The organism is Microcoleus sp. T3_D1 (assembly GCF_036700405.1).
GTDB lineage: Bacteria > Cyanobacteriota > Cyanobacteriia > Cyanobacteriales > Microcoleaceae > Microcoleus.
Genome location: NZ_JAUBOV010000017.1, coordinates 23,116 through 49,466 on the forward strand (window position 1 = coordinate 23,116; position 26,351 = coordinate 49,466).

Here is a 26,351-nt window from a genome sequence, read left to right on the forward strand (position 1 = left end):
AGCGTTACTGGGGTGTGCCAAACACCTGAGTCCAGTAATGCTTGTAGTTGACGCTACCCTGATCGTTTTCCAAAAAGTAGTAACCGACCCCAAGCTCTCGATAGTTAGAATTCAGAATGTTGTCACGATGTCCTGAGCTATTCATCCAGCCTTTAATGGCATCCTCTGGTGTAGAGTTGCCAGCGCTAATGTTTTCCCCCACTCGTGAGTAATGATAACCTTCCGCTCTGACCCGCTCCCCCATTTGGCGGTGATCAAAAAAGTCCTGCATTGCCATGCTCCGGCTGTGTTGCTGTGCAGCAGCAGTCAGTTTGGAATTAAGTGTGAGCGGAGATAAACCCACTTTACCACGCTCATTGTTTGTAAGGTCTAGGATTCTTTTCAGAACATCATTATCTGAACCAGTTGAATCACCTACTGCCACTTTTTTAAATGACGAGATGGTATCATTAACTTCATTGTTGAAGCTGGGATATTCGCCTGGTCCAAGTCGGAGGCTTCGTCCCTGGAATTTTGAATGTTCAAAAAAGTCCCAAGTGCCGGAGTAAACTTTTATCGAGGATATTTTGTCGTTCCAAAAATCTCCAATCCAGGAAGAGTCCTGCTCAAGAGAACCTGATTTGGTTCCAGAGAAATTGGAATCTGTAAAAATTTCGACTGACATAATTAACGCTCCAAAAATTGAAAAATAGTTATCTCTGGCTTCTTCGGGTCAATATAAATCCCTTTGCAAGTGTTAGTTGCAGAAGGTCAGTTTGATTGGCTAACCTTCTGCACTCTTAATAACTGCTATTAGCAGTGGTTAGTTTGACAAGCTTTCCAAATCTGTTAAGCAGGAATTTGAAGTTTCTGACCAATTTGCAAACTTGTAGGGGAAACGCCAGGATTTGCACCTGCAATTTTGTTCGCGTTCGCATCGCTACCATCACCATAGTAGGCAAGTGCAAGATTGGAAAATGTATCTCCAGACTCTACAGTATGTTGACAGGGGGGTTGACCTTGTTTACTGGACATATTTTTTTCCTTGAAAGATTATTGACGTAGTTGTGTTAGATAAGTAGTTAGACAGAATTAACTACACAAATACATAAATGCAATCATCCTAAATTAGCGACGGGTGCATCTACTAATTTAGTCTTTCGCCTCACAGCACCTCTTTCAGGACACTTTGGCAGAATTTAGGAGAATTTGTGGCGAGGGCGGGCGATTGACAAAAAAAACCCGGCCAAAATTGGTCGGGAGTTAGATCCCGTCTCTGGATTCAATTTAAATGCGTAGCAGCTTATATACAGCGTATTCCAGGTTTATGAAATACACTGTATATCAAATCCGTTGGCATCGGAATGATTCATCTGTCTCTTCCGTTTCTCTGTATCCTCTGCGCCCTCTGCGGTTTAATTCGGTTCTATAAACAAGAGCGAAAACCGCATAGGAAAAATGCCGCTGTCGATCGAGAAATTTGGGCGTCAACTGCTGAAGTTGACACCACGAAAGGCACGGCGCCGTATCCTAATGTTGGATAACTAAGGAATGAGAATTAAATAACTTCCACAAGTTTGTGGGATGGGCGTCCCGCCCGTCCAAAAAAGACGGGCGGGACGCCCATCCCACAATAACAATTAAAATTGTAAGTTATTTAATTCGCGAGCCTAACGGCGATTTACTTGTAACCAAATTTCTAGCGTCACCAGCAGCCACAGCTTCAGCCCATAGCGGGGAAAAACTTCGCCACGATAGTTTAGCCACTCGCGGATTAGTGTTCGATCGAGGTAAGGCGCGATCGCCGCATGACGATTCAGCAACAACGATCGCGCTTGCCGCTGCCAATCCCTCAAAAACCACTGCTGCATCGACATCACCATGCCAGTTTTCGGACGGTTGACAATCACATCGGGCAGCAAATCCGCCACAGCAGCTTTGAGAACCGCTTTTTCCTGCGCGCCCGAAAGCTTATATTCTGGCGGAATTTGCAAACTCAGTGCCACCATCCGCGAATCAAACAAAGGCGATCGAGCTTTTAGTCCCGCCGCAGCCGTGAGATTATTCACCTTAGTCAAAATGTAATCGGCTCCTTTAAACTCAATGTTGAGCCGCATCAGCCGATTCAAAAACGTCGTTTCTGTCTGTTGCAATTCCTCAGCAAAGACGGAAGGCGCATTCTTCACCTTTTCCCAAACCTCCGGCTTCAGCAAACGTGGCAAATCCACATAGCATTTTTGAAACGAAGTCAAGTAAGCTGCGATCGGATCGGCTTTAACCTGAACCGAACCGTACAAACTATTCAGCAGCATCGGCTTATTTTTCGGCCCGCCAAAGCACGGATCGCCACCTTCGCCATTCAGTACCACGTCTGCGAATTGCTTTGCCGATCGCCCCAACAGCAAATTGGGAACCGTCAAGCCTTCCCCCACCGGATCGTCCATCGCCGCCAGCGTTTCCGGTAGCAACTCCCAAATTTGCTTTGGCGAAACTTCCAAAACGTGGTGCTCAGTGCCACAATGTGCTGCGACGATGTTGGCAAATTCAATCTCGCTGGGATATTGAGCACCAAAGTGCATCGAAAAAGTGTGCACCGGACGATCGTGCAGCCTTGTGGCGATCGCGGCGACGCAACTTGAGTCAATACCACCCGAAAGATATGCTGCGACTGGTTCTCCCGCTGGTAGCGCTTCCTGCACCAGTTGTTCCAAAAGCGATCGCACTTGTTGACTATGCCATTCCAAAGGGCGATCGGCGTTAGTAATTTGCTCCTGTGGCTGCCAGTATCTCTGCGCCTCAATATCCGGTAAGTACAGGTAGCTACCGGGCCGCAACTCTCGCACCGCTTCCCACAGCGTTTGTGATCCGGGTACAAAGGCACAGCACAAGTAGTCGCGCAAAGCAACTAAATCAAGTTCTCGATCGTGATACGGATTGAGCGATCGCAGTCGAGGCGCAATATGGCGAGTCGTTCCCGTGCGAGTGTAATACAGCGTTTTTGCTCCCACGCGATCGCGCCCCAGACACAAGGTTTGCTCGTCTCGATCCCACACAGCAAGGGCAAATTGTCCTTCCAATAAGCTCAAAGTTTGAGGGCCGGATGTTTCCCATAACTGTCCGACGATCGCCAAATCGGTCAATCCATCAGTATCAATTTGTTGTTTGACTAGCAAAGTGCGATCGAAGCAGCAGTCACCAATCAGCACAAATCGCTGATTGGGGCTGAAGGTGGGTTCAGCTCCGATTATGGCAAAATCGGAAGTTTCCCAAGTTGCAGGGTGCGATCGGGCTTCTGGGCCCCAAGCAATGACCCAATTAGGGTAGATAGACTTCTGATTTTCCATTGATTTATTAACCTTTTTATGGACGGGCAGGATGCCCATCCCACAATAAATTCACTCTTTGTGGAACAGGCCGAAAAGCCTGTTGCGGGCAGGATGCCCATCCCACAATAAATTCACTCTTTGTGGAACAGGCCGAAAAGCCTGTTGCTGACGCCAGTAATCGGAGAATTGGGATAAATCGCAAGTGCCGCCGTCTGTAAAACCGGGAAAAACAATTGATTTATTAAGCTTTTTATGGACGGGCAGGATGCCCATCCCACAATAAATTCACTCTTTGTGGAACAGGCCGAAAAGCCTGTTGCTGACAGTGGTGCAAGTTAAAAAATGTTTGAAAGTAACTTATAAATCAATCTAAAAATAGCTGTTCCAGCGATCGCACCCAAAGCACCCAACCATCCCACAAACAACACGCCAGCGATCGGAGAATTAGGATAAATCGCAAGTGCCGCCGTCTGTAAAACCGGGAAAAACCACAGCAAAGCCAGAGTACCTGCACCAATAATCAACATCTCAGTTTGTTCGATCGCCCTGCGGTACTGGCCGTAAATCAAACCCGCCACAATCATCCCCAACAATCCGATACTCAAGCCAGGAGAGGGCAGCAAACTCGTCAGGGCGATCGCCAGCACTCCCGCCTCAAAACCCGTAAACGCCGCCCCCGACAAAACCTCCCAAATCGAAAAAGTCGCTCTCTGCGAAGGTTGCAGCCCTCCGGGAGGTGTAGCAGGAACAGGTACAGGAGGCTGCTGAGTCGGTGGTAGCTGCTGAGTCGGTAGGGGAGTCGGAGTCCGTAGGGTCGGTGGCTGCACGACGATGTTAGGCTGTTGAGGCCGAGACATCAGAGCAGCTTCCACCTCCGCTGCAGATTGAAAACGCTGGCTGGGAGCTGATAATAACATTCGATCGAGAACATGACCCAAACGCGAACTTACCTGCACCCGCGACTGCCAATTCCATTCGTTTCTGTAACTATCAAAAAGCTCCGTCGGCTGCAAACCGCTCAGCAAAGTAATACAAGTCACAGCCAAAGCATACAAATCGGTTGCCGGATAAACTTCTTGCCCGCTCATCTGTTCTGGCGGAGCGTAACCCAAAGAATAAATACCAGTCGAAGCTTTTGCACTCCCAACACTTTGTGTTACTTGTTTAACAGCCCCAAAATCTAATAAATAAAGCCGACCGTTTTTACCCCGCATAATATTAGCAGGTTTAATATCCCGGTGAATCGAACCGCGAGAGTGCACAAAATCGAGAACCTTCAAAATTTCCCGCAGCACCTCCACGGTTTCGGCCTCCGAAAACCTGCCTTTAACAGCTAGTTCATCCTCCAAATTTATACCGTCAATAAATTCTTGAACCAGATAGAAAAACTGATCGTTTTTTCCCGGCTGCAAACTCGTAACAGTCAGCTCAAAAAAAGCCAGCAAACTCGGAATTTGGGAATGTTCGTTTCCCAGTTCTTCCAGCACCGCCGCTTCCCGTTCAAACAGAGTTTGAGCGATTTTTAGCTGGGGCGGAGTCAGACTTACCGACGGCTGCAAAAGTTTAGCAACGCACTGCCGCATCGCGGGAGTATAGCGGTCTCTGGCCAAAAATGCCGCCCCAAAACCGCCTTGACCCAACAACCTCACGGGCAAATAGCGCCCGCTCAAAATCATGGGCATCCCGCAAGCGGTGCAAAACTTTTGCTGCACCGTTTTCAGCCGCGAACTGTCATCGAGGTCGGGAAAATAGTTTTGAGGGCGCGGGCAGCCCGGTCGGGTGCAGTAAACTTCCATTTTTGTTTGCTAAGAAGAAGGAAGAGGAAAGAAGGAAAAGGGAAGAACGAAGAAAAAGTGATGGTTAAACCAGATTTCGATTTCTCAACTAACCGCGAACTGCTAACTGCCAGCGACCTAAGAGATTAACTTCCCGCCGAGTTGGGAGTTGCTATTTCTATGAATCCCAAATCGAGCGCCGGGGGTTCTTTCTTCTCCAGGATGGTCGAATAAGTGGCAAACTGGGGCAAAATTTCATTGCTGAAAGCCTCTGCTGCTTTAGAACGGTAGCGGTTGGGGTTGTAAATCAGCGACAAAATGCGAGTTACCAAAACTTCGTCCATTTGAGATTTGTGCAAGACGCCCATTAGCAACTCTTTTTCGATCGCCGAAACCGACACAAAAGCAGCTCCCAGCCCCGACTGAACGGCATTTTTAATGGCTTCGATCGAATTTAGCTCCATCTCTATTTTCAAGCGGCGCGTGTCTATGCCGCAGCGAGTCAGTACCTGATCGATTACTTTGCGGATCGTAGACTGCGAATCGAGGGATATAAACTGCAATTTGTAAAGGTCTTCTTTTTGGATAGTTTCTTGTTGTACCATCGGGTGAGATGGAGGGAGAATCAGAGCCAGTTCGTCCTCAGCGTAAGGAACAATTTCTAAAGCTTCTACAAGTTCGGTAGGAATTTCTCCGCCAACAATTGCCAAATCGATTTGCCCGTTGGCTACACTCCAGGCCGTGCGGCGGGTCGAGTGAACGTGAAGCTGTACTGCTACATCCGGATACTTTTGGCGAAACATCCCAATCATCCGGGGCAGCAAATAGGTTCCCGTTGTTTGAGAAGCGCCGACGATCAAAGTACCGCCTTGGAGATTTTGCAAGTCTTCCAGAGCTCGACAAGTTTCCTGACAAAGCGATAAAATTTTCTCGCCGTAACTCAGCAGCAAGTGTCCGGCTTCGGTCAGTTGAGCTCGCCGCCCCCCCCGGTCAAACAACGGCACGTCCAATTGTCTCTCTAAGTTTTGCACTTGCAAGCTAACTGCTGGCTGGGATACATAGAGGCTGTCCGCAGCGCGTTTGAAGCTTCCTTCAGAGGCGATCGCCTTGAGAATGCGTAACTGGTCTAAAGTGAAAGGAAGGTCAGACATATATCTAAATTGTCAGTAGGTTTAGGGGCGGGTCTTCTGTCAATCTCTGCGGTCAATCGACAAGCTGGTTCGATTTGGTGTGCAAAAGTCGGAGTTGACTTGGATGCCAGTCATTTGGCTGCAACACACGCAACCTTAAAGTCAGTTGTACTCGTCCTCTGTCTTCGGTCTTTAGTTGCTATTGGCTCACTAATGACTGATGACTGATGAGTGATGACTGATAACCGCTGAATGCTCCCATAGATACTTTGTGACACAAATTGGCCGAGAATCAATAACTTTTCTTAATATTTGCAATGACGATCGACTTGGCGCTCGACTCCCACTTAGTTATTCTGGGTCTGTTACTGGTTTTTGCGATCGCCCACAGCGGTTTAGCAGCCCTCCGGCCCAAAGGTGAAAAGCTGATCGGGCCGAGACTTTACCGCGTTTTGTTTGCCCTTGTCAGTTTGCCGCTAGCCGTCATTCTGATTGTCTACTTTTTCAACCACCGCTACGACGGCGTACAGCTTTGGCAAGTACAGGGAGTACCCGGAGTTAAACCTGCAGTTTGGATACTTTCGGCAATTTCCTTTCTGTTTCTGTACCCAGCAACTTTCAACCTCCTAGAAATTGCCGCCGTCCAAAAGCCCCAAGTTCACCTCTACGAAACGGGCATCATTCGTATCACCCGTCACCCGCAAATGGTGGGACAGGTGATTTGGTGCGTCGCCCACACCCTGTGGATTGGCACTAGCTTTACCCTCGTCACTTCCATCGGTTTGGTACTTCACCACCTGTTCGGAGTGTGGCACGGCGACAGGCGACTTCAGGCTCGTTTTGGAGAATCCTTTGAAACCATCAAATCTCGAACCTCAATCATGCCTTTTTTGGCAATCCTACAAAAGCGTCAAACCCTTGATTTGCTTGAGTTTCTGCGCCCTTCCTATCTAGGTGTAGTCATTTTTACGGGCCTGCTGTGGGAAATTCATCCTTTTTTGATGCGTGTCACTAGGAACATATACTGGTAGCATGATCCCTAGGATAGAAAAAAATTATTAAATTTTGAGGGCTCATGGTGTTGTCGGTTAGCGAACGCACTTTTGCACAAGAGGTGTTTCAAGCCTCTACCCCCGTTTTAGTTCACTTTTCCGCCCCCTGGTGCGGTTTGTGCCGCGCGATCGACCCCACGCTTAAGAGTTTTGAGGCACAGTGGGCAGAAAAAGTCAAGCTTGTAGGGGTGAATGCCGATCAATGTTTCAAGTTGGCCCATACTTATCGGCTGACAAGTCTGCCCACGCTGATTTTGTTTGAGGGCGATAAAGTTCGATTTAGATTTGAAGACTACCAAGGACGCGAGGAACTGCGGCGGACTCTGGACTCCTGGATGCTCGCGGCTCAGGTAGCTTCCCCATCTCAACGGCTGCAACTTCAGGAAGTAGCCAAGAGGTAACGGTTCCAAGGCTTTCGGCTCTTGTGTACAATGCCTTCGGCTTTTAGGTCGGAAGCAGAAGGCATTCCCCATTTGTCCCTCAACCATGCCACACCAAAATAAATCTCGCCGTCTTGAAGGTACAGGACTGTGAGATTTGTCGTATAGTTTTCGTTTGCACCGGAATAATTTTCGGCGTTTAGTGCGATAGTCTCGCCCGCGATGAAAAAAGTAGTGCGATCGTCTCGCTCGCGATCGCATTCGGCTATAGCAATACTTAAAGAATTGGATCAAGTATTTTGGCCTAGTCGCGCAGGCGTGTGCCACAATTTGTAAAGAATTGTGGCAATATCTAGTAGAAACTTTAAACTACCTATCAGTCATGGAACTGCTTTATCAATACGCTTGGCTGATCCCAGTCCTGCCACTGGCAGGCGCAATGCTAGTAGGTCTAGGCTTAATCACCTTTAACCAGGCAACCAACAAACTCCGACAAGCGAATGCGATATTAATCGTCTCCACACTCGGAGGGTCAATGGTACTCTCTTTCGCATTGCTGTGGAGTCAACTACAGGGCCACGCACCCTACACCCGCAGTATTCAGTGGGCTTCTGCGGGCGACTTCTCGCTGAATATGGGCTATATCATTGACCCCCTGACGGCGGTAATGCTGGCGATCGTCACTACGGTCGCCTTTTTGGTGATGATTTACACCGACGGCTACATGGCTCACGATGACGGGTACGTGCGCTTTTACGCCTACCTGAGCATCTTCAGCGCGTCGATGTTGGGTCTCGTAATCAGCCCGAACATCGTTCAGATTTACATTTTTTGGGAACTCGTAGGTATGTGTTCGTACCTGCTAGTCGGATTTTGGTACGATCGCAAACCCGCTGCTGACGCTTGCCAAAAAGCTTTTGTCACCAACCGCGTCGGCGACTTCGGCCTGCTGCTGGGCATCCTCGGCATTTACTGGGCCACCGGCAGCTTTGAATTTGAGGTGATGGGCGAACGCCTGCACTCATTAGTCGAATCCGGCGCTCTTTCGGCGACTCTGGCGACAATCTTCGGCGTCCTGATATTTTTGGGCCCAGCAGCCAAATCCGCTCAATTCCCCCTCCACGTCTGGCTCCCAGACGCAATGGAAGGCCCGACACCGATTTCGGCCTTAATCCACGCCGCGACAATGGTAGCCGCCGGCGTATTCCTGATCGCTCGGATGTACCCAGTGTTTGAAGGGCTGCCTGCAGTCATGAATTTGATCGCCTGCACCGGCTGTTTTACGGCATTTATGGGTGCTTCGATCGCGATTACCCAAAATGACATCAAAAAAGGCTTAGCCTACTCCACCATCTCCCAACTCGGCTACATGGTGATGGCAATGGGCGTCGGCGCATACAGTGCCGGACTTTTCCACTTGATGACTCACGCTTATTTCAAAGCAATGCTGTTCCTGTGTTCAGGTTCAGTGATTCACGGGATGGAAGCAGTTGTAGGCCACAACCCCGCACTCGCTCAAGATATGCGAGTCATGGGCGGCTTGCGGAAATATATGCCGATTACCGCTTCTTGCTTTTTAATCGGAAATTTGGCAATCTGCGGAATTCCGCCCTTTGCTGGTTTTTGGTCAAAAGACGAAATCCTCGCCAGCGCCTTCGCAGCCAATCCCGCTCTGTGGGCTGTTAGCTGGCTGACTGCCGGGATGACCGCGTTTTATATGTTCCGAATGTATTTCAGCACCTTTGAGGGCGAATTCCGGGGCAATGACAGCGCCATCAAGCAGCAACTCTTGCAACCCGGTCTTGTTTTTGGCCCCGGAGCGATGAACGTTAAGGAATTGGCATCAACTGGCGACAGTCACGATGAGCACGACCATTTGCCTCACGAATCTCCTCTGACAATGGCTCTGCCGTTAGTGTTGCTGGCAGTACCTTCTGTGTTTATCGGTTTTCTCGGTACGCCGTTTGCCAATTATTTCGAGCAGTTTGTTCGCGCGCCAGGCGAGTCTCTCGAAGAAGTTTTGGAACACGCTGCTGAGTTCAATTTGACGGAATTTCTGATTATGGGCGGAAGCTCTGTAGGTATTGCTTTGCTGGGCATTACTTTGGCTTCTCTGATGTATTTGAGCCGTAAAATTGACGCAAGTGCGATCGCCCAAAAAATCAAACCGCTTTACGAGTTCTCCCTCAACAAGTGGTATCTCGACGATATCAACGATTTTCTCTTTGTCAAAGGCAGCCGCCGTTTAGCGCGGCAAGTCATGGAAGTGGATTTGCGAGTCGTCGATGGTGTAGTCAACCTGACCGGTTTGGTCACGCTGATTACGGGCGAAGGTTTGAAATACTTTGAGAGCGGTCGCGCTCAGTTTTATGCCCTGATTGTGTTTGTCGCAGTTCTGGGTTTTGCGATCGTGTCTGGAGTCAGTTAAATCGGTAGGGACACGGCCTTGTCCATTGGTGTCAACAAACAGGTAAAACCGATAGTCCGACAGTCCGACAGGGAATGAATTCCCTGTCTCAAAGCTAAAGTCCTCTCAAGAGGACTGAAGAACTCCTTCAAACTCTTATTGTGGAACAGGCATCTTGCCAGTTCAATACTGGCTTTTTTGGAGATATCTATTAGTCCTCATAGCGAGGACTTTCGCTATTAGCCAGGGGTTTCAACCCCTGGCGGACTCGCGGACTTGCAGATGTTCGGCTTAAGTTTACACGCTTTGGGCATTGCCGTATCCCCAGTAGGAGATATTTGAAGAAATGGTATTATCTCAATAACTCACCATTGACAATTAGCCAATAGAAATAAATCTTTCATTAAAATTCACTGTTGCGATCGCATAAATTGTCCAAATAATAGCAAAAAAAAATGTTCCGTCTAAAGAAAGTATAAAATTTCGGCTAAAATTGGCAAAATGTGTTTAAACCTAATAACTGATGGATCATTTTAAAACGCAATGGATACAGCTAACTTTCCCTGGTTAACAACAACAATTCTGTTTCCCATTGCTGCGTCCTTGCTGATTCCTTTAATTCCCGATAAGGATGGCAAGACGGTGCGGTGGTATGCCCTAATTGTCGGTTTGATCGATTTTGCCCTACTTGTTTACGCTTTTTACACTCAGTACGACTTCAGCAATCCAGATTTGCAACTGGTAGAAAGCTATACTTGGGTGCAGCAACTCGATTTGAATTGGTCTGTGGGTGCTGACGGTTTATCGATGCCGCTGATTTTGCTGACTGGTTTTATTACTACGCTGGCTACTTTAGCAGCTTGGCCGGTCACATTTAAACCGAAGCTTTTTTACTTTTTGATGCTGACAATGTACGGTGGTCAAATCGCAGTTTTTGCCGTACAGGATATGTTGCTGTTTTTCCTAGTTTGGGAACTGGAATTAGTCCCGATTTACCTGATTTTGTCCATCTGGGGCGGCAAAAAGCGGCTCTACGCAGCAACTAAGTTTATCCTTTACACCGCAGGCGGTTCGCTGTTTATTTTGCTGGGCGCGCTGACGATGGCGTTTTACGGGGATACGGTGACTTTTGATATGCGGGCGATCGCAGCTAAAGATTACGCCCCCAATGTAGAATTGCTCCTGTACACAGGTTTCTTAATAGCTTACGGCGTCAAACTGCCGATTTTTCCGCTGCACACTTGGCTCCCTGACGCTCACGGCGAAGCAACCGCACCCGCCCACATGTTGCTAGCAGGAATTCTCCTAAAAATGGGCGGCTATGCTTTACTGCGGATGAATGCGGGAATGCTCCCGGATGCTCACGCTGTCTTCGCACCCATCTTGGTAATTTTGGGCGTGGTTAACATTGTTTACGCCGCCTTAACTTCTTTTGCTCAGCGCAATTTGAAGCGAAAAATTGCTTATTCTTCGATTTCGCACATGGGGTTTGTGCTGATTGGGATAGCTTCGTTTACCGATTTGGGAATTAGCGGTGCAATGCTGCAAATGGTTTCCCACGGTTTAATCGGGGCGAGTTTGTTCTTTATGGTGGGCTGCACTTACGATCGCACTCACACGCTCATGCTCGACGAAATGGGCGGTGTAGGACAGAAAATGCGTAAGGTTTTTGCGATGTGGACTGCTTGTTCTATGGCTTCTTTGGCTTTGCCGGGAATGAGCGGTTTTGTAGCAGAATTGATGGTGTTTGTGGGTTTTGCAACCAGCGATGCTTACAATCCTGTGTTTAAGGTTTGTGTGGTATTTCTAGCTGCTGTCGGGGTGATTTTGACTCCGATTTATCTCCTGTCAATGCTGCGTGAAATCTTCTACGGGCCTGAAAATAAGGAATTGTCGGAACACGAGGAATTGGTGGATGCGGAACCGCGAGAAGTGTTTATTATTGCGGCTCTGTTAGTGCCTATTATTGGCATTGGTTTGTATCCTAAGATGCTGACTCAGGTTTACGATGCGACTACTGTACAGTTGACTGCAAAGTTGCGCGATTCTGTGCCGTCGCTTGTGGCTAAGGCTGCTACGGATAAAACTGTGTCTTTGCGCGCACCGGCGATCGAGCCGAGTAAGTTGTGATTTGAACGAGATTTAGGAATAAAACCCCCAAACCCGATTTTAAAATCGGGTTTGGGGGTTTTATATTTTTTTGGGGCTGGAGCTTGTCTATTAGGCGTTGCTTAATACAGGTATGAATTCAATATTTCCCAATTGCTATAAGCCCAGTATGGTGAGTTTTGTAACTTCAAGCGAAAAGTTGATTCATACCGTGAATCAGCAACGCCTTAGAGGTTCGCATCCATTTGCGATGATGTTATATTTGAGATGTTCCGTCTTAACAATTTGATACTCAAAGAGAATGACAGAATATAATATTTTAAAGCATTATGTCCAGCCACTTTATCTCAACGTTTTACACGGTAACTTTTTACGACGGATTGACAAAGAAGATGTAGATGCGTTTGTGGACTCGACAAGAGTTGCTTGATATGAAGTAACTGACAAAGAACTTATCCAGATGTATAATGGTTGTTGGAGACATACAATTACTGCAAGTTGGCTTTGTGGAATTGGGCGCTTTCCACACCATCTCAAGAAAATTGAAAGTTTGCTGATTCCAAGTCAAACTTGTTATGCAGGACAATTTCATTGTTTTGCATTAGCTCGTTTTGATGATGCTGAGTCGGTAAGAGTTTTGCGATCGTATCTCGACACATACTTACCCGTTGGTGAGCGACAATACGACCAAGAATGGGCTATTGGAGCCTTACGGTGGTTAGATCGCAGGCATGGAACAGATTATGCACAGGTTTATCTAAAAAACTCCGATAATTGGAAACTTAGATATCTAGACCACGAGTATGGGACACTAAGGCCAGAGGAAGGAATTCTCCACTTTCAAAAGGTTATGGACTTTGTAGACAAGTATTTCCCAGAATTTGCGACGTAGATAGCTCGGCTTCCTAGATATCGATTTGCCTAGAATAAGCGATAATAAATAATATGCCATTTTCATTGTAAGAGTGTGCTAGCCATGACTGAGTTACTGGAGCGTGCGATCGCTAAGTTGAAAACCTTGTCTGCAAGTGAGCAAGATGCGATCGCCTCAATGATTTTGGAAGAACTTCAAGACGATCTAAGATGGGATCGAGCATTTGCGAGTTCTCCCGATGTTCTTGCTAAACTTGCAGCCTCCGCAATGGCTGAGTATCACGCAGGTAAAACCCAAGAACTCGATCCAGAAACATTGTGAAGTCCCGTACTACAGCCGAATTCCGTAAATCTTTTGCGGCACTGCCAAAACAAGTTCAAGAGCAAACACGCGAGGCATATCGCCAGTTCCAGGAAAACCCAAGTTATCCCAGTCTGCGTTTCAAAAAAGTGCATCCAGAGTTACCAATCTACTCTGCTAGAATCAGCAACAACTATCGAGCCGTTGGTCAGTTGGATGGAGATACTGTGATTTGGTTTTGGGTTGGTTCACACGCAGAGTACGACAGGTTGCTATCTCAGTTATAATGGTTATTTCATCTACTTTAGTTTAACTTTATCAGAACGTTCACTGCGGTTGTTGAAAAAGACCATGAAACTGCTTTTGAGCTTTATACTGAGGCATTTTTATGTTGAACGTGACAGTTGACGAAATTCAGCGCGATCCTTCAAAGTATATCCGTCAAGTGGAAGCAGGTGCAACTTTTGTTATCCTGCAAGCAGATAAGCCGATCGCCGAACTGAGACCTATTTCTAGCAGCAAGCAATTACGACCATTCGGTTTGTGTGCAGGGGAATTTACTGTTCCAGATGATTTCGATGATCCTTTGCCGGAAGATATCCGAGCGTGCATTTGAAGGTAATTGAAGATTCTGCTAGATACGCACATCTTTTTATGGTTCATCAGTGGTGACGCCCACTTATCAACAGATGTTCGAGAGGTAATTCGCGATCCAGATAATGAGGTTTATTTGAGTGCAGTTTCAGTCTGGGAAGCAATTGTCAAGTACCAGTTGGGTAAGTTACCTCTGCCGGAGCATCCCGAAACATATTTACCCAAACAGCGCGATCTTCATCAAATTGTCAGTCTTTCTCTTGATGAAAGTAGCGTAGCTCAACTGGCTAAACTGCCACCCTTACATCGCGATCCATTTGACAGAATGCTTATCTGTTAAGCTTTAGAGAATGGTCTGACTATTGCGACAGTAGATGGGGCAATTCGTGCCTACTCGGTCAGCGTTATGTAGCAGTTCACGCTTATTTGCCGTCGCACAACTTCATGACGCCATTCACGATCGCAATACTCCATACCCAATACTTCAAAATTACCAGTGAGTCGATCGCTCTTCAATTAAGTGCGTTAGCGAAGCCCTCGAAGAGGATAGCTCTTGGGGTTTCTAGCGTTAAGTTTATTGGTGGGTGTTCTGCATCAAGTTGGATGGAGACATTTTTACAGTTGGCAAATTATATTTTGTCGCTGAAAGCTGTGCAACCATTTCTGCACGAGACGAAACCTCAAGCTTACGGAACATTCGCTTCAAAGCTTGCTTCACTGAATTCTCAGTGATCCAAAGTTCCCTCCCGATTGCTGCGTTGGTTCGCCCCAAAGCAACCAATTCGGCAATTTGCAATTCACGAGGCGTTAGGCGTGAGGTCTTCAAAGGTTGGTGTTGCGATTCCCTACGGGATAGCTTCGCCGCGCGTACTGTTGCAGCCCAAACAGACAAATGCAAACAGATCGCACTCAAATCGGCTAGATTTTCTGTATCGAAAGCGGGCATGGATCGATCGCGCGTACAACCCACTACACCCATTAATTGACCGCGACTGACAATCGGCCCCGCCATCACGTGCCAATGATCGGGTCGGGGACAAATTATTGTCCAAACCTTGGGTGATGCCACCAATGCTTCATGGACAGGAGCATGACGTTCCGCTAAATAACGCACAACAGGATTGTGCTCGATCGATAGCCCAACTTTCAGTATTTTCTGAAGATTACTATCTACCAAGGGCAGTTGATCGAAGAAAAAGATTCCAGATCGCTTAGCTGCAAAATACTCACCGATTTTAGGCACGACTTGCGATCGCAAATCTTGTTCGTCCTTTACCTGGTCGAGCGCTTCAAATAAAAGCTGCAAGGGACTTTTCCTGGTCATGGTGTCAACCGATTTTAGATTTTAGATTTTAGATTTTAGATTTTAGAATTGACCCCACGGATGAATCCGGGCGCTTGTAACCAAATTGCTTGATTGTGAAAAAGAGTACCCGATCGAGGTCTAGAAGCATTGCAATACTCGAATTATATTACCCTTGTAATCTCAAAAGCAACTTAACATGACAACCAGTTTGGAAACCGAGCCCGATCGCACTCCCACACGTGGGATACTCATCAGCTTTTATGTGACTTCAATCATCTTTAATGTCTGTTTGATTGCTCAGTTATTAACGGTTGGAGTTGCCTACTTCAATAATCCTGCATGGTGGAATATTCATGTTTGGCTAGTGCGAGGATACTGTGGGCTGTCATTAGTATTACTGGGATGGTCGTTTATCGCCCCATTCTCACGCAGAATACGACATCTCGCCGCAAGTTTGCCAATCCTGCTTGGACTACAATTTTCCAGCATTCATCTTAAAAGTCCTCTTCACCTAGAGATACTGCATCCTCTAATTGGATTTACGTTACTCTATGTTTCTTCAAGCCTTGTACATCGCCTATCGTCTACTTTATCGTTCCGCAACTATCAAAATAATCAACTTTGAGAGGTATAAATGACGCAAGATGCAATCTTCACTCCCTTCTTTGCCACAGTGTTTCTAACACTCCTAGTCTGGGTGTATATGTACATCCGCCGTATCAGTTTTATCAACAGTATAAAGCTTGCCCCGAATGAACTTGCTGTACCGGGCGCACTGGCACAAATTTCGCCCCCCAGCGTATCCAATCCATCGGATAACCTAAAAAACCTGTTCGAGATTCCGGTACTTTTCTATGCGCTTGTCCTATACCTGTTCATCACAAAGCAGGTGGATACAGTGTATGTGAACGCCGCCTGGGTCTTTGTTGTGTTTCGCACATTGCATAGTGCTGTCCATTGCACATTCAATCTCATCATACTTCGGTTCTACCTTTACCTATTTGCCACGCTCGCGGTGTGGTTCATCGCGATCCGCGCAGCACTTATTCACTTTGGCACAATCAATTAACGTCGTTCAAATGAGGTAGAAGTTATCAACAGTCGCCGAACAATGAGCGTGCAGCGGAAAGTCCACCCTGTTTCTGCGTGTGTGTTTGGGGTCTTGCGGGGCGGTCTGCCACTGAACCGAGTCGTTAGGTCGCGATCGCAATACCCAATACTTTAAAATTACCAGTAGAGCGATCGCCCTTCCATTCGGTGCGATCGCGCTTTTAGTCTTTACCCTTAATTCTTCTAGTTTCTATACTTACTAGAATAAAATCGAATAAGCTGTTGTGCATCTAATTTGACAGTCAATTTTTCTAGAATTATTGTGGGACGGGCAGGAGAGCCCGTCTCTGTATTCAATTTAGATGCGTAGCAGCTTACTAACCGGACTGCAACTCATCCTAAAAACCATCAAAGGCATTTGCATCACTTGCCAAACAATCCTATGATGGTTCATCATGATCTTGATGATTGTTTCATTCTTATAAATCAGTTAATATGCGATCGCTTGTCTTGAGTCTAGCTCTCATGTGTTTAGCCACCCCCGCTGTTGCCACAACCTGCGAGGAAAGCTTTCAAAAAAAGGGGGACTTTTTGAATGGTGCCGCCTTTTCTGCACGTGTTCAGGTTGAGGGGTTATCGATAGAGAGAGCATTTTCCCAATTACGACCAATTTTGGCGCGCGAGGGCATCAAGACTCTCAGCACGGATCTGAACTTAGGTGTAATGAAAGCCGAAAATCCCGCAACAGCATTTCAGCGTGCTTTGCCAATTGACATATTTGCCTCACTGGACGGCAATCTATTAAATGTTGAAATGATCTTTACCCTTCCGAGTGGGGTGGGTGCAAGTAAAGACACGGTGAAGGGATACTTGTGTGGCGCACTAAATCAATTGTTGCCCCCAACTACAAAGTAATATGTAATCATTCATTTGATGAATTGTAGTTTCCCAAACTCGATCGCCCTACCGAATATTTCACAATTACCTGGGCGCGATCGATCTTGGGGTTTCTAGCCTGATTGTTATACGGAGAGTGCGATCGCTCTTTGGTTTGGGCGATCGCCGAGTTGTACTATACTGGCCTTTGTGAAGAGATTACTGATTCCCCCAATTGCGATGAATTTAGATAGATCGGCCGATCGCAGTTTACTCCCAATTTAACGGCGTATTAAACCGAATGTGGCAGGTGTCTGGAACTCACGGAAATATCCATGCCAAAAGTGCGATCGGGATTTATCTTTAAATATCTTGATGCCTGCTTCCCAACATTTAGCAGATAATTATAGCGTTTTTGGTTTGATCCGGGATGCAGCAGATGTCATCTGCTTAACCCGATGTTTAAGAAATCGAGGGATTGATATCAGTCGATTGGCGACTGTGGCGAGGAATATCGGCGTTAAAGAATAATGAACGAGTCAGTAAGTTATAATTCCCAAGTCAGAATATATTCGGAACGCACAAATGAGGGGGAATACCCACCGATTAACGATTAACGATTAAGGATTACCGATTACCAATTACCAGCCGAGGATCAATTAACAAATCAACCCGACATGATATCATAACCTTAACCGGATCATTTCTTCCCAGATATGTTCTACTGTTCTAATCCCACGTGTTCTCATCCTTTCAATCCCGACAACTCTAAATTTTGTCAAAGTTGCGGATCGCAAGGCCTCACGCCTCTCTTCAGAAACCGCTACCGCGTGATTCAACTGTTGGGCGAAGGGGGATTTGGCAGAACTTACGAAGCGGTAGATACGGATCGCATGGACGATCCGTGCGTAATCAAGCAGTTTGTACCCCAATTTCAAGGAACCTCAGCACTTGAAAAAGCCTCACAATTGTTTAAAGAAGAAGCGAAACGACTTTACGAACTCGGTGAACATCCCCAAATTCCTCGATTAATTGCTTATTTTGAACAAGACAAGCGACTTTATTTAGTACAAGAGTTGATTGAGGGGCAAACTTTACTAGCAGAATTAACTCAGCAGGGTGCTTTTAGCGAAGAAAAAATTTGGCAGTTGCTGGCAGATGTACTGCCGATTTTGAAATTTGTGCACGATCGCCAGGTCATTCACAGAGACATCAAACTTGAGAATATCATGCGGCGCCGCACCTCTGTTAACTCCTCGCTGCCAAAGGCGGGAAATTTTCGGAATTCAGCTTTCCGAAGGGGAGGGCGGGGAGAGTTAGTTTTGATAGATTTCGGCATTTCCAAACAAGTGACGGGCTCCCTGATGAGCAAAGTAGGCACGACGGTAGGAACGCCCGGATATTCGCCGATAGAACAAATGCGCGGTCAAGTTTTCCCCGGCAGCGATTTGTACAGTTTGGGAATAACTTGCCTGAGACTGCTAACTCAATGTTTGCCAAAAATTGACGGTTCCGATGACCTTTATGACCCGATAAACGGCGGCTGGATTTGGAGAGAACGGTTGCCAGCCGGCACAAAAATCAGCAGCGAGTTGGCAAATGTTTTAGACAAATTAATTCAAGATTATCTCAAAAATAGATATCAATCTGCTGATGAAGTAATCAAAGCTTTAAATCTCTATTCTTTACCTCCCCAACCCCATTGTGCCAAGGGAGGACAACTTGCTCTAAATTCTTTTCGGACAAAGGGAGGACAACTTGCCATCAATACCCCGCTCAATCAAAGCGGGCAAATCAACAGCAATATCTCTGTCAATCCGAGGAAAAAATCCAACACTACTCCGCCATTGAACAAGGCTTCGCAGAGAATTGCTGCTGTCAAAAGCACTTTTGAATTTCAGGTGGTGACAGTAGACAAGCGCGGGAAGCAAATTAATGTTAACAGCGGCAAAGCGCGTTTTTTTGAAGAACCTCTTGGTAGCAGTACACTGCTGGAAATGGTATCTGTTCCTGGCGGTACTTTCCTCATGGGTTCTCCAAAAGAGCGGGGAGACAGCGACGAAAAACCGCAGCACCCAGTAACTTTAGGCTCTTTCTATATTAGCAAATTTCCAGTCACTCAGGCCCAGTGGACAGCAGTTGCGGCGCTGCCGGAAATTAAAATATTTCTCAATCCCGATGCAGCCCGTTTTAAAGGGGGAAATCGACCTGTAGAAAATGTATCTTGGTACGAGGCAGTGGAGTTTTGCGATCGACTTTCTCGCAAAACGGGTAAGAATTATCGCTTGCCTAGCGAAGCCCAATGGGAATATGCTTGCCGGGGGCAAACTACGGGGCCGTTTCACTTTGGGGAAACGATTACCAGCGAGTTAGCAAATTACAACGGAAATTCTAATTACGCTGACGCGCCGAAGGGAGTTTATCGCTTTCAAACAACAGATGTTGGCAGTTTTAAACCTAATGCTTTCGGATTGTACGATTTCCACGGAAATGTTTGGGAATGGTGCGCGGATTGTTGGCACAATAATTATAACGGTGCGCCTGCGGATGGTAGCGTTTGGGAGTCTGATGGGGAATCTTCGCTGAGGTTGTTGCGGGGGGGTTCTTGGAACGATCATCCTCCGAATTGTCGCAGCGCGTGTCGCCTCAGATATCAGCCGGATTGCAAGGCTAGTATTGTGGGTTTTCGAGTGGTTCTTTCTGTTGTTTAAACTCCAATTGTAGGCATTCCTTCTCCTATCTTGAAATGCCTCTACGGTTTCCCTATTAATCAAAGATTTATGCAATAAGCCTATTGATCTTGTCTCGGCATTGAGAAACCCGGTTTCTTGAATAAACCGGGTTTGGGAATGGCCGATCGCCCAAATTCAAGCCTTAACTAGCTTTCTTCTGAGGAGCCATTATGCGTTCCACACTCATAGCAGCCACACTCAAAGTCACCACAGCCATGCCGAGAATTGCCACAGGCTGCAAATTCTCATTGATAATTATAAACGCAAAAAGTGCCGTCATCGCCGGCCCCAAAGTGCCAATTACTGACGCTAATGCGGCCCCCGCAAACCGGATGGCAAAATTATTCAAAAGATAGCTAAACAGGGTCAGCACCCCTAAAACAACGCCTCCTATAATCAAACCAGGCCAAACATTTTGGTCGATTTTAGGAGAAAAATTTTCCGACAGCGGCACCCACAAACTCAGGGAGGAAAATACAAAAATCGCGGCGAAATTAACTAAACTAAAAGGAATTGGGTGCAGCTTGCCCGCGGCCATTTGCGTCAGCAATACGTAACCTGCAAAGGTAATCCCAGAAGCCAGTGCCGCCGTGACTCCCACCCCGACATTGCCGCCGCCCGGAGCTGGGGCCGCAAAACTCGGCCAGCCAGCTAAAATCAGACCTGCGGTAATCCCGACGATCGCCAAAAAGCCGACTCTGCTAGGGCGAGAGCCAAACAAGATCCAAGAACCCAGTACGGTGACGATCGGGTAAATAAAGAAAATCGTAATCGCAATCCCCGCTGGAATATTGCCGATCGCCAAATAAATCAAAACCTGAGACAAAAACAGAAAAAATGCGCTTCCTAAAACCTTGCTCCACAAAGCTCGATCGCCCGACTGGAACAACCGTCTAATATCTTTCCACACAGAAGGATACAGAAATGTCGCCAATATCGGCATCAAAGCCATCACCACAATCAGTCGCATCAACAAAATCAACAAAGAATTGCCAAAACCGGGAGTCACCACCCCCGGAAATTCAAACAAGCCAAAAACCACCCGAGGATTTCTGCCTTTAATCAGAATTCTCAAACAAACATTAAATAGTGACAATACCACCGCCGAAGACAAAGCCAGCACCAAACCTGTCTGTACAGAAGGTGCTTTAGCGGTTGCAGCAGGCGCTGAAGAGGGTGCCGGTACGGATTCCCGCGGCCTTTCCACAGGTGTTGGCTGCAGAAGTTGCGGGCGGACAGAATTAACAGAATTAGTTGATTCTTCGACATAGGAATCTTGAGCATCGAAAGGATTCTCAAGATATGCTTCTTCTGATTCGAGTTCTTCCCTGATGCGGTTTACGAGATTTTGTAACAGCTCTTCCCCTTGCAGTTCCAGGGTTTTCATGTTGTTGAGCCGCACGGAAAGCTCGCTTTCGTAACTGGTTAAATCTTGTTCCAGCATCTGGAAACTGCGATCGATCCTTTCATCCAGCGCCGCCAGCAACTGCGAGGCGCGTTCGTCGTAGTTGCTTGGCGGCAGGGGTATCGGGAACTCGCCGCTGGGAATAGGGCTGCTGAGAGAATTTCCAGAGTTAGCGCTGAGTTCGTTGAACCGCTGCACCAACAAATCCTGCAAATTGTGAGCCAAAACTTGAGCCAACTGCTTCAGCCACAATTGCTGCTGCTGAATGTATCGCCCCGACAGAGATTCCATTTGCTGAGACTGCAATTTGCGATATTGCTCCCGCAGGTCTTCAATATCCTCAATCAGGTGATTTTTTTCATTTTGCAGCCGAGTAATGTCTTGATTTAACTGACCTTTGACATTTTGATGCAAAGCGTCCAGTTCTTGCATTACTGAGTGGAGGACTTCTTCTGCTGATTGTACTTCCTCTGGCTCGTCCTTTGACGAGTATACGTTCCGCTGCGCCATTAGCCTATAACCTCTAATTTAAACTGCACGTTCACTGTTCTTAAGTATTTTGCCAAATCAGGCCGCAAGTTCTAGTGAGTTGATCTAAGAAATTGCGGACACTGTTGAATCAATAGTAGTCGCTAAGCTACAAATGTGAGAAAATTGCGTGAAGCAAAGCTATCCCGCTCTTAATCCCCCCAAGAACACTTTGTGCAATTAGAAATCATACTATAGCAATCCTCGCATCAGTTGTAAAAATATGTAGGGGTAGTGCTAAGAGTGCCTACCCCAGCCTGCATCGGGGCAACCGGGCGTGGGTTTCGCCCCTACAAGAATTACACAAATCATTGAGGATTGCTATACAGCTTGACCTCTCCACGAATTGCTCCCGGTAATTCTCGCATATAACTCACCCGATTGCACCCGACTCACAAACCTAAGAGCCCGTTCCGCGACTAAATTTGATTGGGGGGTGGCACTCCTAGCCCCTCAATGGATAACTCGATCCAGCAGGCAGAAACCCCGTTTCTTTTGCCCGCGTCTCTCCGGCACTCCCGCACCCAGATTTATTATATTAAAGGTTCCGATCTTTTGCTCGCGAAAGTTTTAAGAGGCGATCGCACCGTCAATCGATTTTAGATTTTAGATTTTAGATTTTAGAATTGAAGCCTTGACCCCACGGATAAATTCGGGGGGCAAGTTTCTCGGATACAGGTTTTTTATTTCTGGACGGATGAATCCGCGGGCTTGTATCCTGGATGCTGTCGGTCAAAAAACAACCCCACGCCTCAAAAAATTAACACATCCCATCCCCTAAGAGCAACAGATATGGCCTCCGAAATTTATGACAATTCCTTTACAAAGGATATACAAAAACTGAATATTTCCTCAGAAGCCGAAGTGTTTGTCTTTCCGGCATCATTTGCCCAGCAGCGCTTGTGGTTTCTCGACCAATTCGCACCGGAAAACCCTTTCTATAATGTAGTAACAGCGCTGCGCTTAACTGGTTCCCTCAACTTAACAGCCTTAGAGCAAACCTTCAACGAAATAGTACAGCGCCACGAAACTTTGCGAACCACTTTTGCAGCGGTATCAGGCCAACCAGTGCAGATAATCTCTCCCGCTTTTAAGACTAATTTAAAAGTATTAGACTTGCAAGATTTGCCGCAACAAGAACGGCAAACAGAAGCAAAGAAACTCTCTGCAGCAGAATCTCTTCGCCCTTTCAATTTATCCACCGGGCCGCTGATGCGAGTCACCATCCTGCGGCTGACAGAAACCGAGCATATTCTCTTGGTAAATATGCACCACATAGCCTCCGATGATTGGTCGATCGGGGTACTAATTCGAGAACTGGAGGTTATCTATACAGCTTTGATAAATCAACAGCCATCTCCCCTCCCAGAATTATCACTTCAATATGCCGACTTTGCCGAGTGGCAGCGCGAATGGCTGCAAGGTGAAGTATTAGAAACTCAGCTTGCTTATTGGCGGCAGCAATTGCACGGGATTTCTGTGTTAAATTTGCCCACAGATCGCCCTGCACCAGCTAGGCAAAATTATCGGGGAAAAACTCAATATTTAGAACTGCCTAAAAAGCTGAAGGACGCACTTTTAGCGCTCTCGCAGCGAGAAGGAGCGACTTTATTTATGACAGTGCTCGCAGCATTTCAAACATTACTTTACCGCTACTCGCAGCAAGAAGATATTGTTGTCGGTTCGCCGATCGCCAATCGCAACCGCAGCGAAATTGAAGCATTAATCGGTTTTTTTGTCAATACTTTAGTGCTGCGAACAGACTGTTCGGGAAACCCGACATTTCGAGATTTTTTGGGCCGGGTGCGGGAAGTAACCCTGGGAGCTTACGCTCACCAAGATTTGCCTTTTGAGAAGCTAGTCGAGGAATTGCACCCAGAGCGATCGTTGAATCGCCACCCGCTGTTTCAGGTGGTATTCGGGCTGCAAAATGGGCCTGTGGACGAGCTAGAATTGCCAGAATTAAAGTTGAGTTCTTTTCATTTGGAGACTCTAACAACCCGCTTTGATTTAGAGCTGCATTTGTGGGAAGCTTCGGATAAGTTTAGGAACAGATACGGCGAAAAGTGGGAAGATGCGGAAGGGCTCAGAGGATTAGCTGTATACAATACAGATTTATTTGATGAAGTTACGATCGCCCGAATGCTGAGGCATTTTAAAACGCTGCTGGAAAGCATTGTTGCTAATCCAGAACAAGGAATTGCTAACTTACCTTTATTGAGCGAGGATGAAGTGAATCAATTATTCAGAGAATGGAACGATACTCGGACAGATTATCCTCAAAATAAGTGCATTCATCAGTTATTTGAAGAGCGAGCCCGGCAGCATCTGGAGGATGTCGCCCTAACTTTCGACAGCCAAAACCTCACTTACAGAGAACTCAACAGTCGCAGCAACCAACTGGCGCGCTACTTACAAAAACTGGGCGTGGGGGCGGAGGTTTTAGTGGGGCTTTGTGCAGAGCGATCGATCGACCTAATTGTCGGGATGTTGGCTATACTGAAAGCGGGAGGAGCTTACCTACCGTTAGATCCGAGCTATCCGCGCGATCGGCTAAACTTGATGCTGGAAGATGCTCAAGTTAAAGTCTTGCTAATTCAGGATAAATTGATTGAGAATTTCCGAGACTTCTCAAACTCGGTGATTTACTTCGATCGCGACTGGGAAGACATAGCCAAAGAAAGCGCCGAAAATCCCGCCAACACAGTAACAGCAGACAACCTAGCTTACGTTATTTACACATCTGGCTCAACAGGAAAACCCAAGGGAGTTGCTGTCACCCACAAAGCAGTAAATCGGCTGGTACTCAACACCAACTATATAAAAATAGAACCTACCGATAAAATGGCCCAAGCATCAAACGCTTCATTCGATGCAGCCACATTCGAGATTTGGGGAGCCTTGCTTAACGGCGCTCAACTCGTGGGAATTAGCACAAATATTACCCTTTCGCCTCACGATTTAGCCTTAGAACTGCGCCAACAAGGCATCACACTTTTGTTTTTAACAACAGCCTTATTTCAACAAATTGCTAGAGTTTTACCGCAAGCTTTTAATTCGCTGCGCTGCTTGCTGTTTGGCGGAGAAGCGGTCGATATGAGATGGGTTAAAAAACTTCTCAAACAAAAGTCAACCACTAAATTAATTCACGTTTACGGCCCGACAGAAAATACCACCTTTTCGGCTTATTATTGCGTGCAAGATGTACCCGAAACCGCAACATCTATCCCCATCGGCCGCCCGATCGCCAACACGCAAATTTATCTCCTCGATGCGGATTTGCAGCCGGTGGCGATCGGTGTTATAGGTCAATTGTACGTCGGCGGTGACGGATTGGCGAAAGGCTACCTCAACCAGCCTGATTTAACTGCTGCTGCTTTCATTCCTAATCCTTTTAGCAATAAATCTGGTTCGTGTCTTTATAAAACAGGTGATTTAGGTCGCTATTTAGCTGACGGCAATATCGAGTTTTTAGGCCGCGTTGACGACCAAGTAAAAATTCGCGGCTACCGCATCGAATTGGGAGAAATTGAAGCCGCTTTGTGCCAGCATCCACAAGTGGGCGAAGCAGTAGTAATTGTGAGGGAAGACATCCCCGACGATAAACATTTGGTAGCTTATGTTATTCCTGACGGTATTAATAAAAACTTAGAAGTTCCCAATCTTAAGTCAAGTGACTTGCGCCAATTTTTGAAAGAAAAGTTACCAGGATATATGGTTCCTGCAACTTATGCAGTGTTGGAGAATATGCCGCTGACTCCTAATGGCAAAGTAGACCGCCGCGCCTTGCCTGATATAGATACAGAGAGCGAGGATATAACAGAAAATTATGTAGCACCTCGGACTGATCTCGAAAAGGCGATCGGGAAAATTTGGGCTAAAGTTTTGGGAAAACAGCAGGTTAGTATCTACGATAATTTCTTTGAGCTAGGCGGGCATTCCCTGCTAGCAACTCAGTTGATTTCTCGCATCCGAGACGCTTTGCAAGTCGAGTTATCGGTCAGCAGTTTGTTTGAGGCTCCGACTGTGGCTAGTCTGGCAAAATACATTGAGACAATGCGCTGGGCTGCGACTGGTTTGGATACTCCCAGAACTGACGAAAATGAGCGCGAAGATGTGGAATTTTAAAGCCTTATACCAATTTTTTATGAGGCCCCGTAGAATCCGATCCCCCCTAGCCCCCCTTAATAAGGGGGAGTAGGGGGTGGACAAGAGCTTGGTCAAAGTCAACCCCTACTCCCCAACAATCAGGGGGATTTAGGGGGATCGAGATATGTGCAACTTCACATTAAATTGGTATTACATAATTGCGGGAGGATTTTGATTGTTGTGTGAAATTGGCATTTGTCTGTCGGTAGAAATTACCGCAATGGGAACTGATATTCAAGCCTGTTTCACGAGGAGATTTAGACCTGTTACTTGTTAACCTCCTAAAGGCTGAGGTTGCCTATATACTTGCAAGATTGCTTGCGGGGCATTATAAATAAGGGAGAAAATCTTCTCTCAACAGCCACTCATCCAGAAAATC

General features: G+C 46.7%; 21 protein-coding genes and 1 pseudogene. 15 read left to right on the forward strand and 7 right to left on the reverse strand.

Annotated features, from left to right (window positions below; translation table 11 throughout):
* Positions 1-4: 4 nt before the first annotated feature.
* From QT992_RS10150 to QT992_RS10170, 5 genes are all read right to left on the reverse strand, one after another.
* The gene (locus tag QT992_RS10150; RefSeq protein WP_333342709.1) at positions 5-664 is read right to left on the reverse strand and encodes a CAP domain-containing protein; all 660 of its coding nucleotides are present in this window, start codon (positions 662-664) and stop codon (positions 5-7) included.
* Positions 665-828: 164 nt separating this feature from the next.
* Entirely contained in the window at positions 829-1,014 is a 186-nt protein-coding gene (locus QT992_RS10155; RefSeq protein WP_333138832.1) for a LysM domain-containing protein, read from the reverse strand.
* A gap of 635 nt (positions 1,015-1,649) precedes the next feature.
* Entirely contained in the window at positions 1,650-3,323 is a 1,674-nt protein-coding gene (locus tag QT992_RS10160) for an asparagine synthase-related protein (protein ID WP_333338641.1), read from the reverse strand.
* 317 nt (positions 3,324-3,640) lie between these two features.
* The gene (locus tag QT992_RS10165) at positions 3,641-5,101 is read right to left on the reverse strand and encodes a serine/threonine-protein kinase (protein WP_333338639.1); all 1,461 of its coding nucleotides are present in this window, start codon (positions 5,099-5,101) and stop codon (positions 3,641-3,643) included.
* Positions 5,102-5,226: 125 nt separating this feature from the next.
* Entirely contained in the window at positions 5,227-6,231 is a 1,005-nt protein-coding gene (locus tag QT992_RS10170; protein ID WP_015174889.1) for a LysR family transcriptional regulator, read from the reverse strand.
* A 296-nt stretch (positions 6,232-6,527) separates the two neighbouring features.
* On the opposite strand from QT992_RS10170, the gene QT992_RS10175 reads away from it, so the two are divergent.
* The 9 genes and pseudogenes from QT992_RS10175 (at position 6,528) to QT992_RS10215 (ending at position 14,266) form a co-directional block, all read left to right on the forward strand.
* Entirely contained in the window at positions 6,528-7,241 is a 714-nt protein-coding gene (locus QT992_RS10175) for an NnrU family protein (RefSeq protein WP_333205681.1), read from the forward strand.
* Positions 7,242-7,285: 44 nt separating this feature from the next.
* The gene (locus QT992_RS10180) at positions 7,286-7,663 is read left to right on the forward strand and encodes a thioredoxin family protein (RefSeq protein ID WP_333321188.1); all 378 of its coding nucleotides are present in this window, start codon (positions 7,286-7,288) and stop codon (positions 7,661-7,663) included.
* 361 nt (positions 7,664-8,024) lie between these two features.
* The gene (locus QT992_RS10185) at positions 8,025-10,070 is read left to right on the forward strand and encodes an NAD(P)H-quinone oxidoreductase subunit 5 (protein ID WP_333338644.1); all 2,046 of its coding nucleotides are present in this window, start codon (positions 8,025-8,027) and stop codon (positions 10,068-10,070) included.
* Positions 10,071-10,592: 522 nt separating this feature from the next.
* Positions 10,593-12,179 carry a photosynthetic/respiratory NAD(P)H-quinone oxidoreductase subunit D1 gene (ndhD1, locus tag QT992_RS10190; RefSeq protein ID WP_445251173.1) on the forward strand — a complete coding sequence of 529 codons (1,587 nt, stop codon included), beginning with the start codon at positions 10,593-10,595 and terminating at the stop codon, positions 12,177-12,179.
* Positions 12,180-12,603: 424 nt separating this feature from the next.
* Positions 12,604-13,050 (forward strand): annotated as a pseudogene (locus tag QT992_RS10195) (DUF6000 family protein); the annotation flags it as partial.
* 84 nt (positions 13,051-13,134) lie between these two features.
* On the forward strand, positions 13,135-13,353 hold the full coding sequence (locus tag QT992_RS10200; RefSeq protein WP_194067340.1) for a hypothetical protein: 219 nt from the start codon (positions 13,135-13,137) through the stop codon (positions 13,351-13,353).
* Positions 13,350-13,619: a ParE family toxin-like protein gene (locus tag QT992_RS10205; RefSeq protein WP_333321190.1), complete on the forward strand. Its 270-nt coding sequence runs from the start codon at positions 13,350-13,352 to the stop codon at positions 13,617-13,619. The genes QT992_RS10200 and QT992_RS10205 overlap by 4 nt, the downstream gene beginning before the upstream one ends.
* 101 nt (positions 13,620-13,720) lie before the next feature.
* Positions 13,721-13,948 (forward strand): type II toxin-antitoxin system Phd/YefM family antitoxin, encoded by a 228-nt coding sequence (locus tag QT992_RS10210; protein WP_333338635.1) that lies wholly within the window; start codon positions 13,721-13,723, stop codon positions 13,946-13,948.
* A gap of 6 nt (positions 13,949-13,954) precedes the next feature.
* Complete coding sequence (locus QT992_RS10215) at positions 13,955-14,266, forward strand: type II toxin-antitoxin system VapC family toxin (RefSeq protein ID WP_333338632.1); 312 nt, start codon at positions 13,955-13,957, stop codon at positions 14,264-14,266.
* A gap of 234 nt (positions 14,267-14,500) precedes the next feature.
* On the opposite strand, the gene QT992_RS10220 is transcribed toward QT992_RS10215, so the two are convergent.
* The gene (locus tag QT992_RS10220) at positions 14,501-15,250 is read right to left on the reverse strand and encodes a LuxR C-terminal-related transcriptional regulator (protein ID WP_333338629.1); all 750 of its coding nucleotides are present in this window, start codon (positions 15,248-15,250) and stop codon (positions 14,501-14,503) included.
* 178 nt (positions 15,251-15,428) lie between these two features.
* On the opposite strand from QT992_RS10220, the gene QT992_RS10225 reads away from it, so the two are divergent.
* The 5 genes from QT992_RS10225 to QT992_RS10245 all read left to right on the forward strand — a co-directional run bounded on the left by QT992_RS10225 (position 15,429) and on the right by QT992_RS10245 (position 19,869).
* The gene (locus QT992_RS10225; protein ID WP_333321196.1) at positions 15,429-15,857 is read left to right on the forward strand and encodes a DUF6220 domain-containing protein; all 429 of its coding nucleotides are present in this window, start codon (positions 15,429-15,431) and stop codon (positions 15,855-15,857) included.
* A 9-nt stretch (positions 15,858-15,866) separates the two neighbouring features.
* The gene (locus QT992_RS10230) at positions 15,867-16,301 is read left to right on the forward strand and encodes an MAPEG family protein (protein WP_333321198.1); all 435 of its coding nucleotides are present in this window, start codon (positions 15,867-15,869) and stop codon (positions 16,299-16,301) included.
* 506 nt (positions 16,302-16,807) lie between these two features.
* On the forward strand, positions 16,808-17,197 hold the full coding sequence (locus QT992_RS10235) for a hypothetical protein (protein ID WP_333338625.1): 390 nt from the start codon (positions 16,808-16,810) through the stop codon (positions 17,195-17,197).
* Positions 17,198-17,533: 336 nt separating this feature from the next.
* A complete protein-coding gene (locus tag QT992_RS10240; RefSeq protein WP_333338622.1) occupies positions 17,534-17,689 on the forward strand; it encodes a hypothetical protein in 156 nt (51 codons plus the stop codon).
* Between the two features lie 185 nt (positions 17,690-17,874).
* Complete coding sequence (locus QT992_RS10245; protein ID WP_333338620.1) at positions 17,875-19,869, forward strand: bifunctional serine/threonine-protein kinase/formylglycine-generating enzyme family protein; 1,995 nt, start codon at positions 17,875-17,877, stop codon at positions 19,867-19,869.
* 163 nt (positions 19,870-20,032) lie between these two features.
* On the opposite strand, the gene QT992_RS10250 is transcribed toward QT992_RS10245, so the two are convergent.
* Entirely contained in the window at positions 20,033-21,805 is a 1,773-nt protein-coding gene (locus tag QT992_RS10250) for an EamA family transporter (RefSeq protein ID WP_333338617.1), read from the reverse strand.
* Between the two features lie 810 nt (positions 21,806-22,615).
* Between QT992_RS10250 and QT992_RS10255 the strand changes: the two genes are divergently transcribed.
* Entirely contained in the window at positions 22,616-25,951 is a 3,336-nt protein-coding gene (locus QT992_RS10255) for an amino acid adenylation domain-containing protein (RefSeq protein WP_333338615.1), read from the forward strand.
* The last annotated feature ends 400 nt before the right edge of the window (positions 25,952-26,351 follow it).

Coding starts and splice junctions, on each gene's coding strand:
- QT992_RS10250 (WP_333338617.1), bottom strand. CDS start 21,805: ATGGCGCAGCGGAACGTATACTCGTCAAAGGACGAGCCAGAGGAAGTA.
- QT992_RS10160 (WP_333338641.1), bottom strand. CDS start 3,323: ATGGAAAATCAGAAGTCTATCTACCCTAATTGGGTCATTGCTTGGGGC.
- QT992_RS10170 (WP_015174889.1), bottom strand. CDS start 6,231: ATGTCTGACCTTCCTTTCACTTTAGACCAGTTACGCATTCTCAAGGCG.
- QT992_RS10220 (WP_333338629.1), bottom strand. CDS start 15,250: ATGACCAGGAAAAGTCCCTTGCAGCTTTTATTTGAAGCGCTCGACCAG.
- QT992_RS10240 (WP_333338622.1), top strand. CDS start 17,534: ATGCCTGCTTCCCAACATTTAGCAGATAATTATAGCGTTTTTGGTTTG.
- QT992_RS10155 (WP_333138832.1), bottom strand. CDS start 1,014: ATGTCCAGTAAACAAGGTCAACCCCCCTGTCAACATACTGTAGAGTCT.
- ndhD1 (WP_445251173.1), top strand. CDS start 10,593: ATGGATACAGCTAACTTTCCCTGGTTAACAACAACAATTCTGTTTCCC.
- QT992_RS10255 (WP_333338615.1), top strand. CDS start 22,616: ATGGCCTCCGAAATTTATGACAATTCCTTTACAAAGGATATACAAAAA.
- QT992_RS10245 (WP_333338620.1), top strand. CDS start 17,875: ATGTTCTACTGTTCTAATCCCACGTGTTCTCATCCTTTCAATCCCGAC.
- QT992_RS10230 (WP_333321198.1), top strand. CDS start 15,867: ATGACGCAAGATGCAATCTTCACTCCCTTCTTTGCCACAGTGTTTCTA.
- QT992_RS10165 (WP_333338639.1), bottom strand. CDS start 5,101: ATGGAAGTTTACTGCACCCGACCGGGCTGCCCGCGCCCTCAAAACTAT.
- QT992_RS10180 (WP_333321188.1), top strand. CDS start 7,286: ATGGTGTTGTCGGTTAGCGAACGCACTTTTGCACAAGAGGTGTTTCAA.
- QT992_RS10185 (WP_333338644.1), top strand. CDS start 8,025: ATGGAACTGCTTTATCAATACGCTTGGCTGATCCCAGTCCTGCCACTG.
- QT992_RS10200 (WP_194067340.1), top strand. CDS start 13,135: ATGACTGAGTTACTGGAGCGTGCGATCGCTAAGTTGAAAACCTTGTCT.
- QT992_RS10210 (WP_333338635.1), top strand. CDS start 13,721: ATGTTGAACGTGACAGTTGACGAAATTCAGCGCGATCCTTCAAAGTAT.
- QT992_RS10225 (WP_333321196.1), top strand. CDS start 15,429: ATGACAACCAGTTTGGAAACCGAGCCCGATCGCACTCCCACACGTGGG.
- QT992_RS10235 (WP_333338625.1), top strand. CDS start 16,808: ATGTGTTTAGCCACCCCCGCTGTTGCCACAACCTGCGAGGAAAGCTTT.
- QT992_RS10175 (WP_333205681.1), top strand. CDS start 6,528: ATGACGATCGACTTGGCGCTCGACTCCCACTTAGTTATTCTGGGTCTG.
- QT992_RS10150 (WP_333342709.1), bottom strand. CDS start 664: ATGTCAGTCGAAATTTTTACAGATTCCAATTTCTCTGGAACCAAATCA.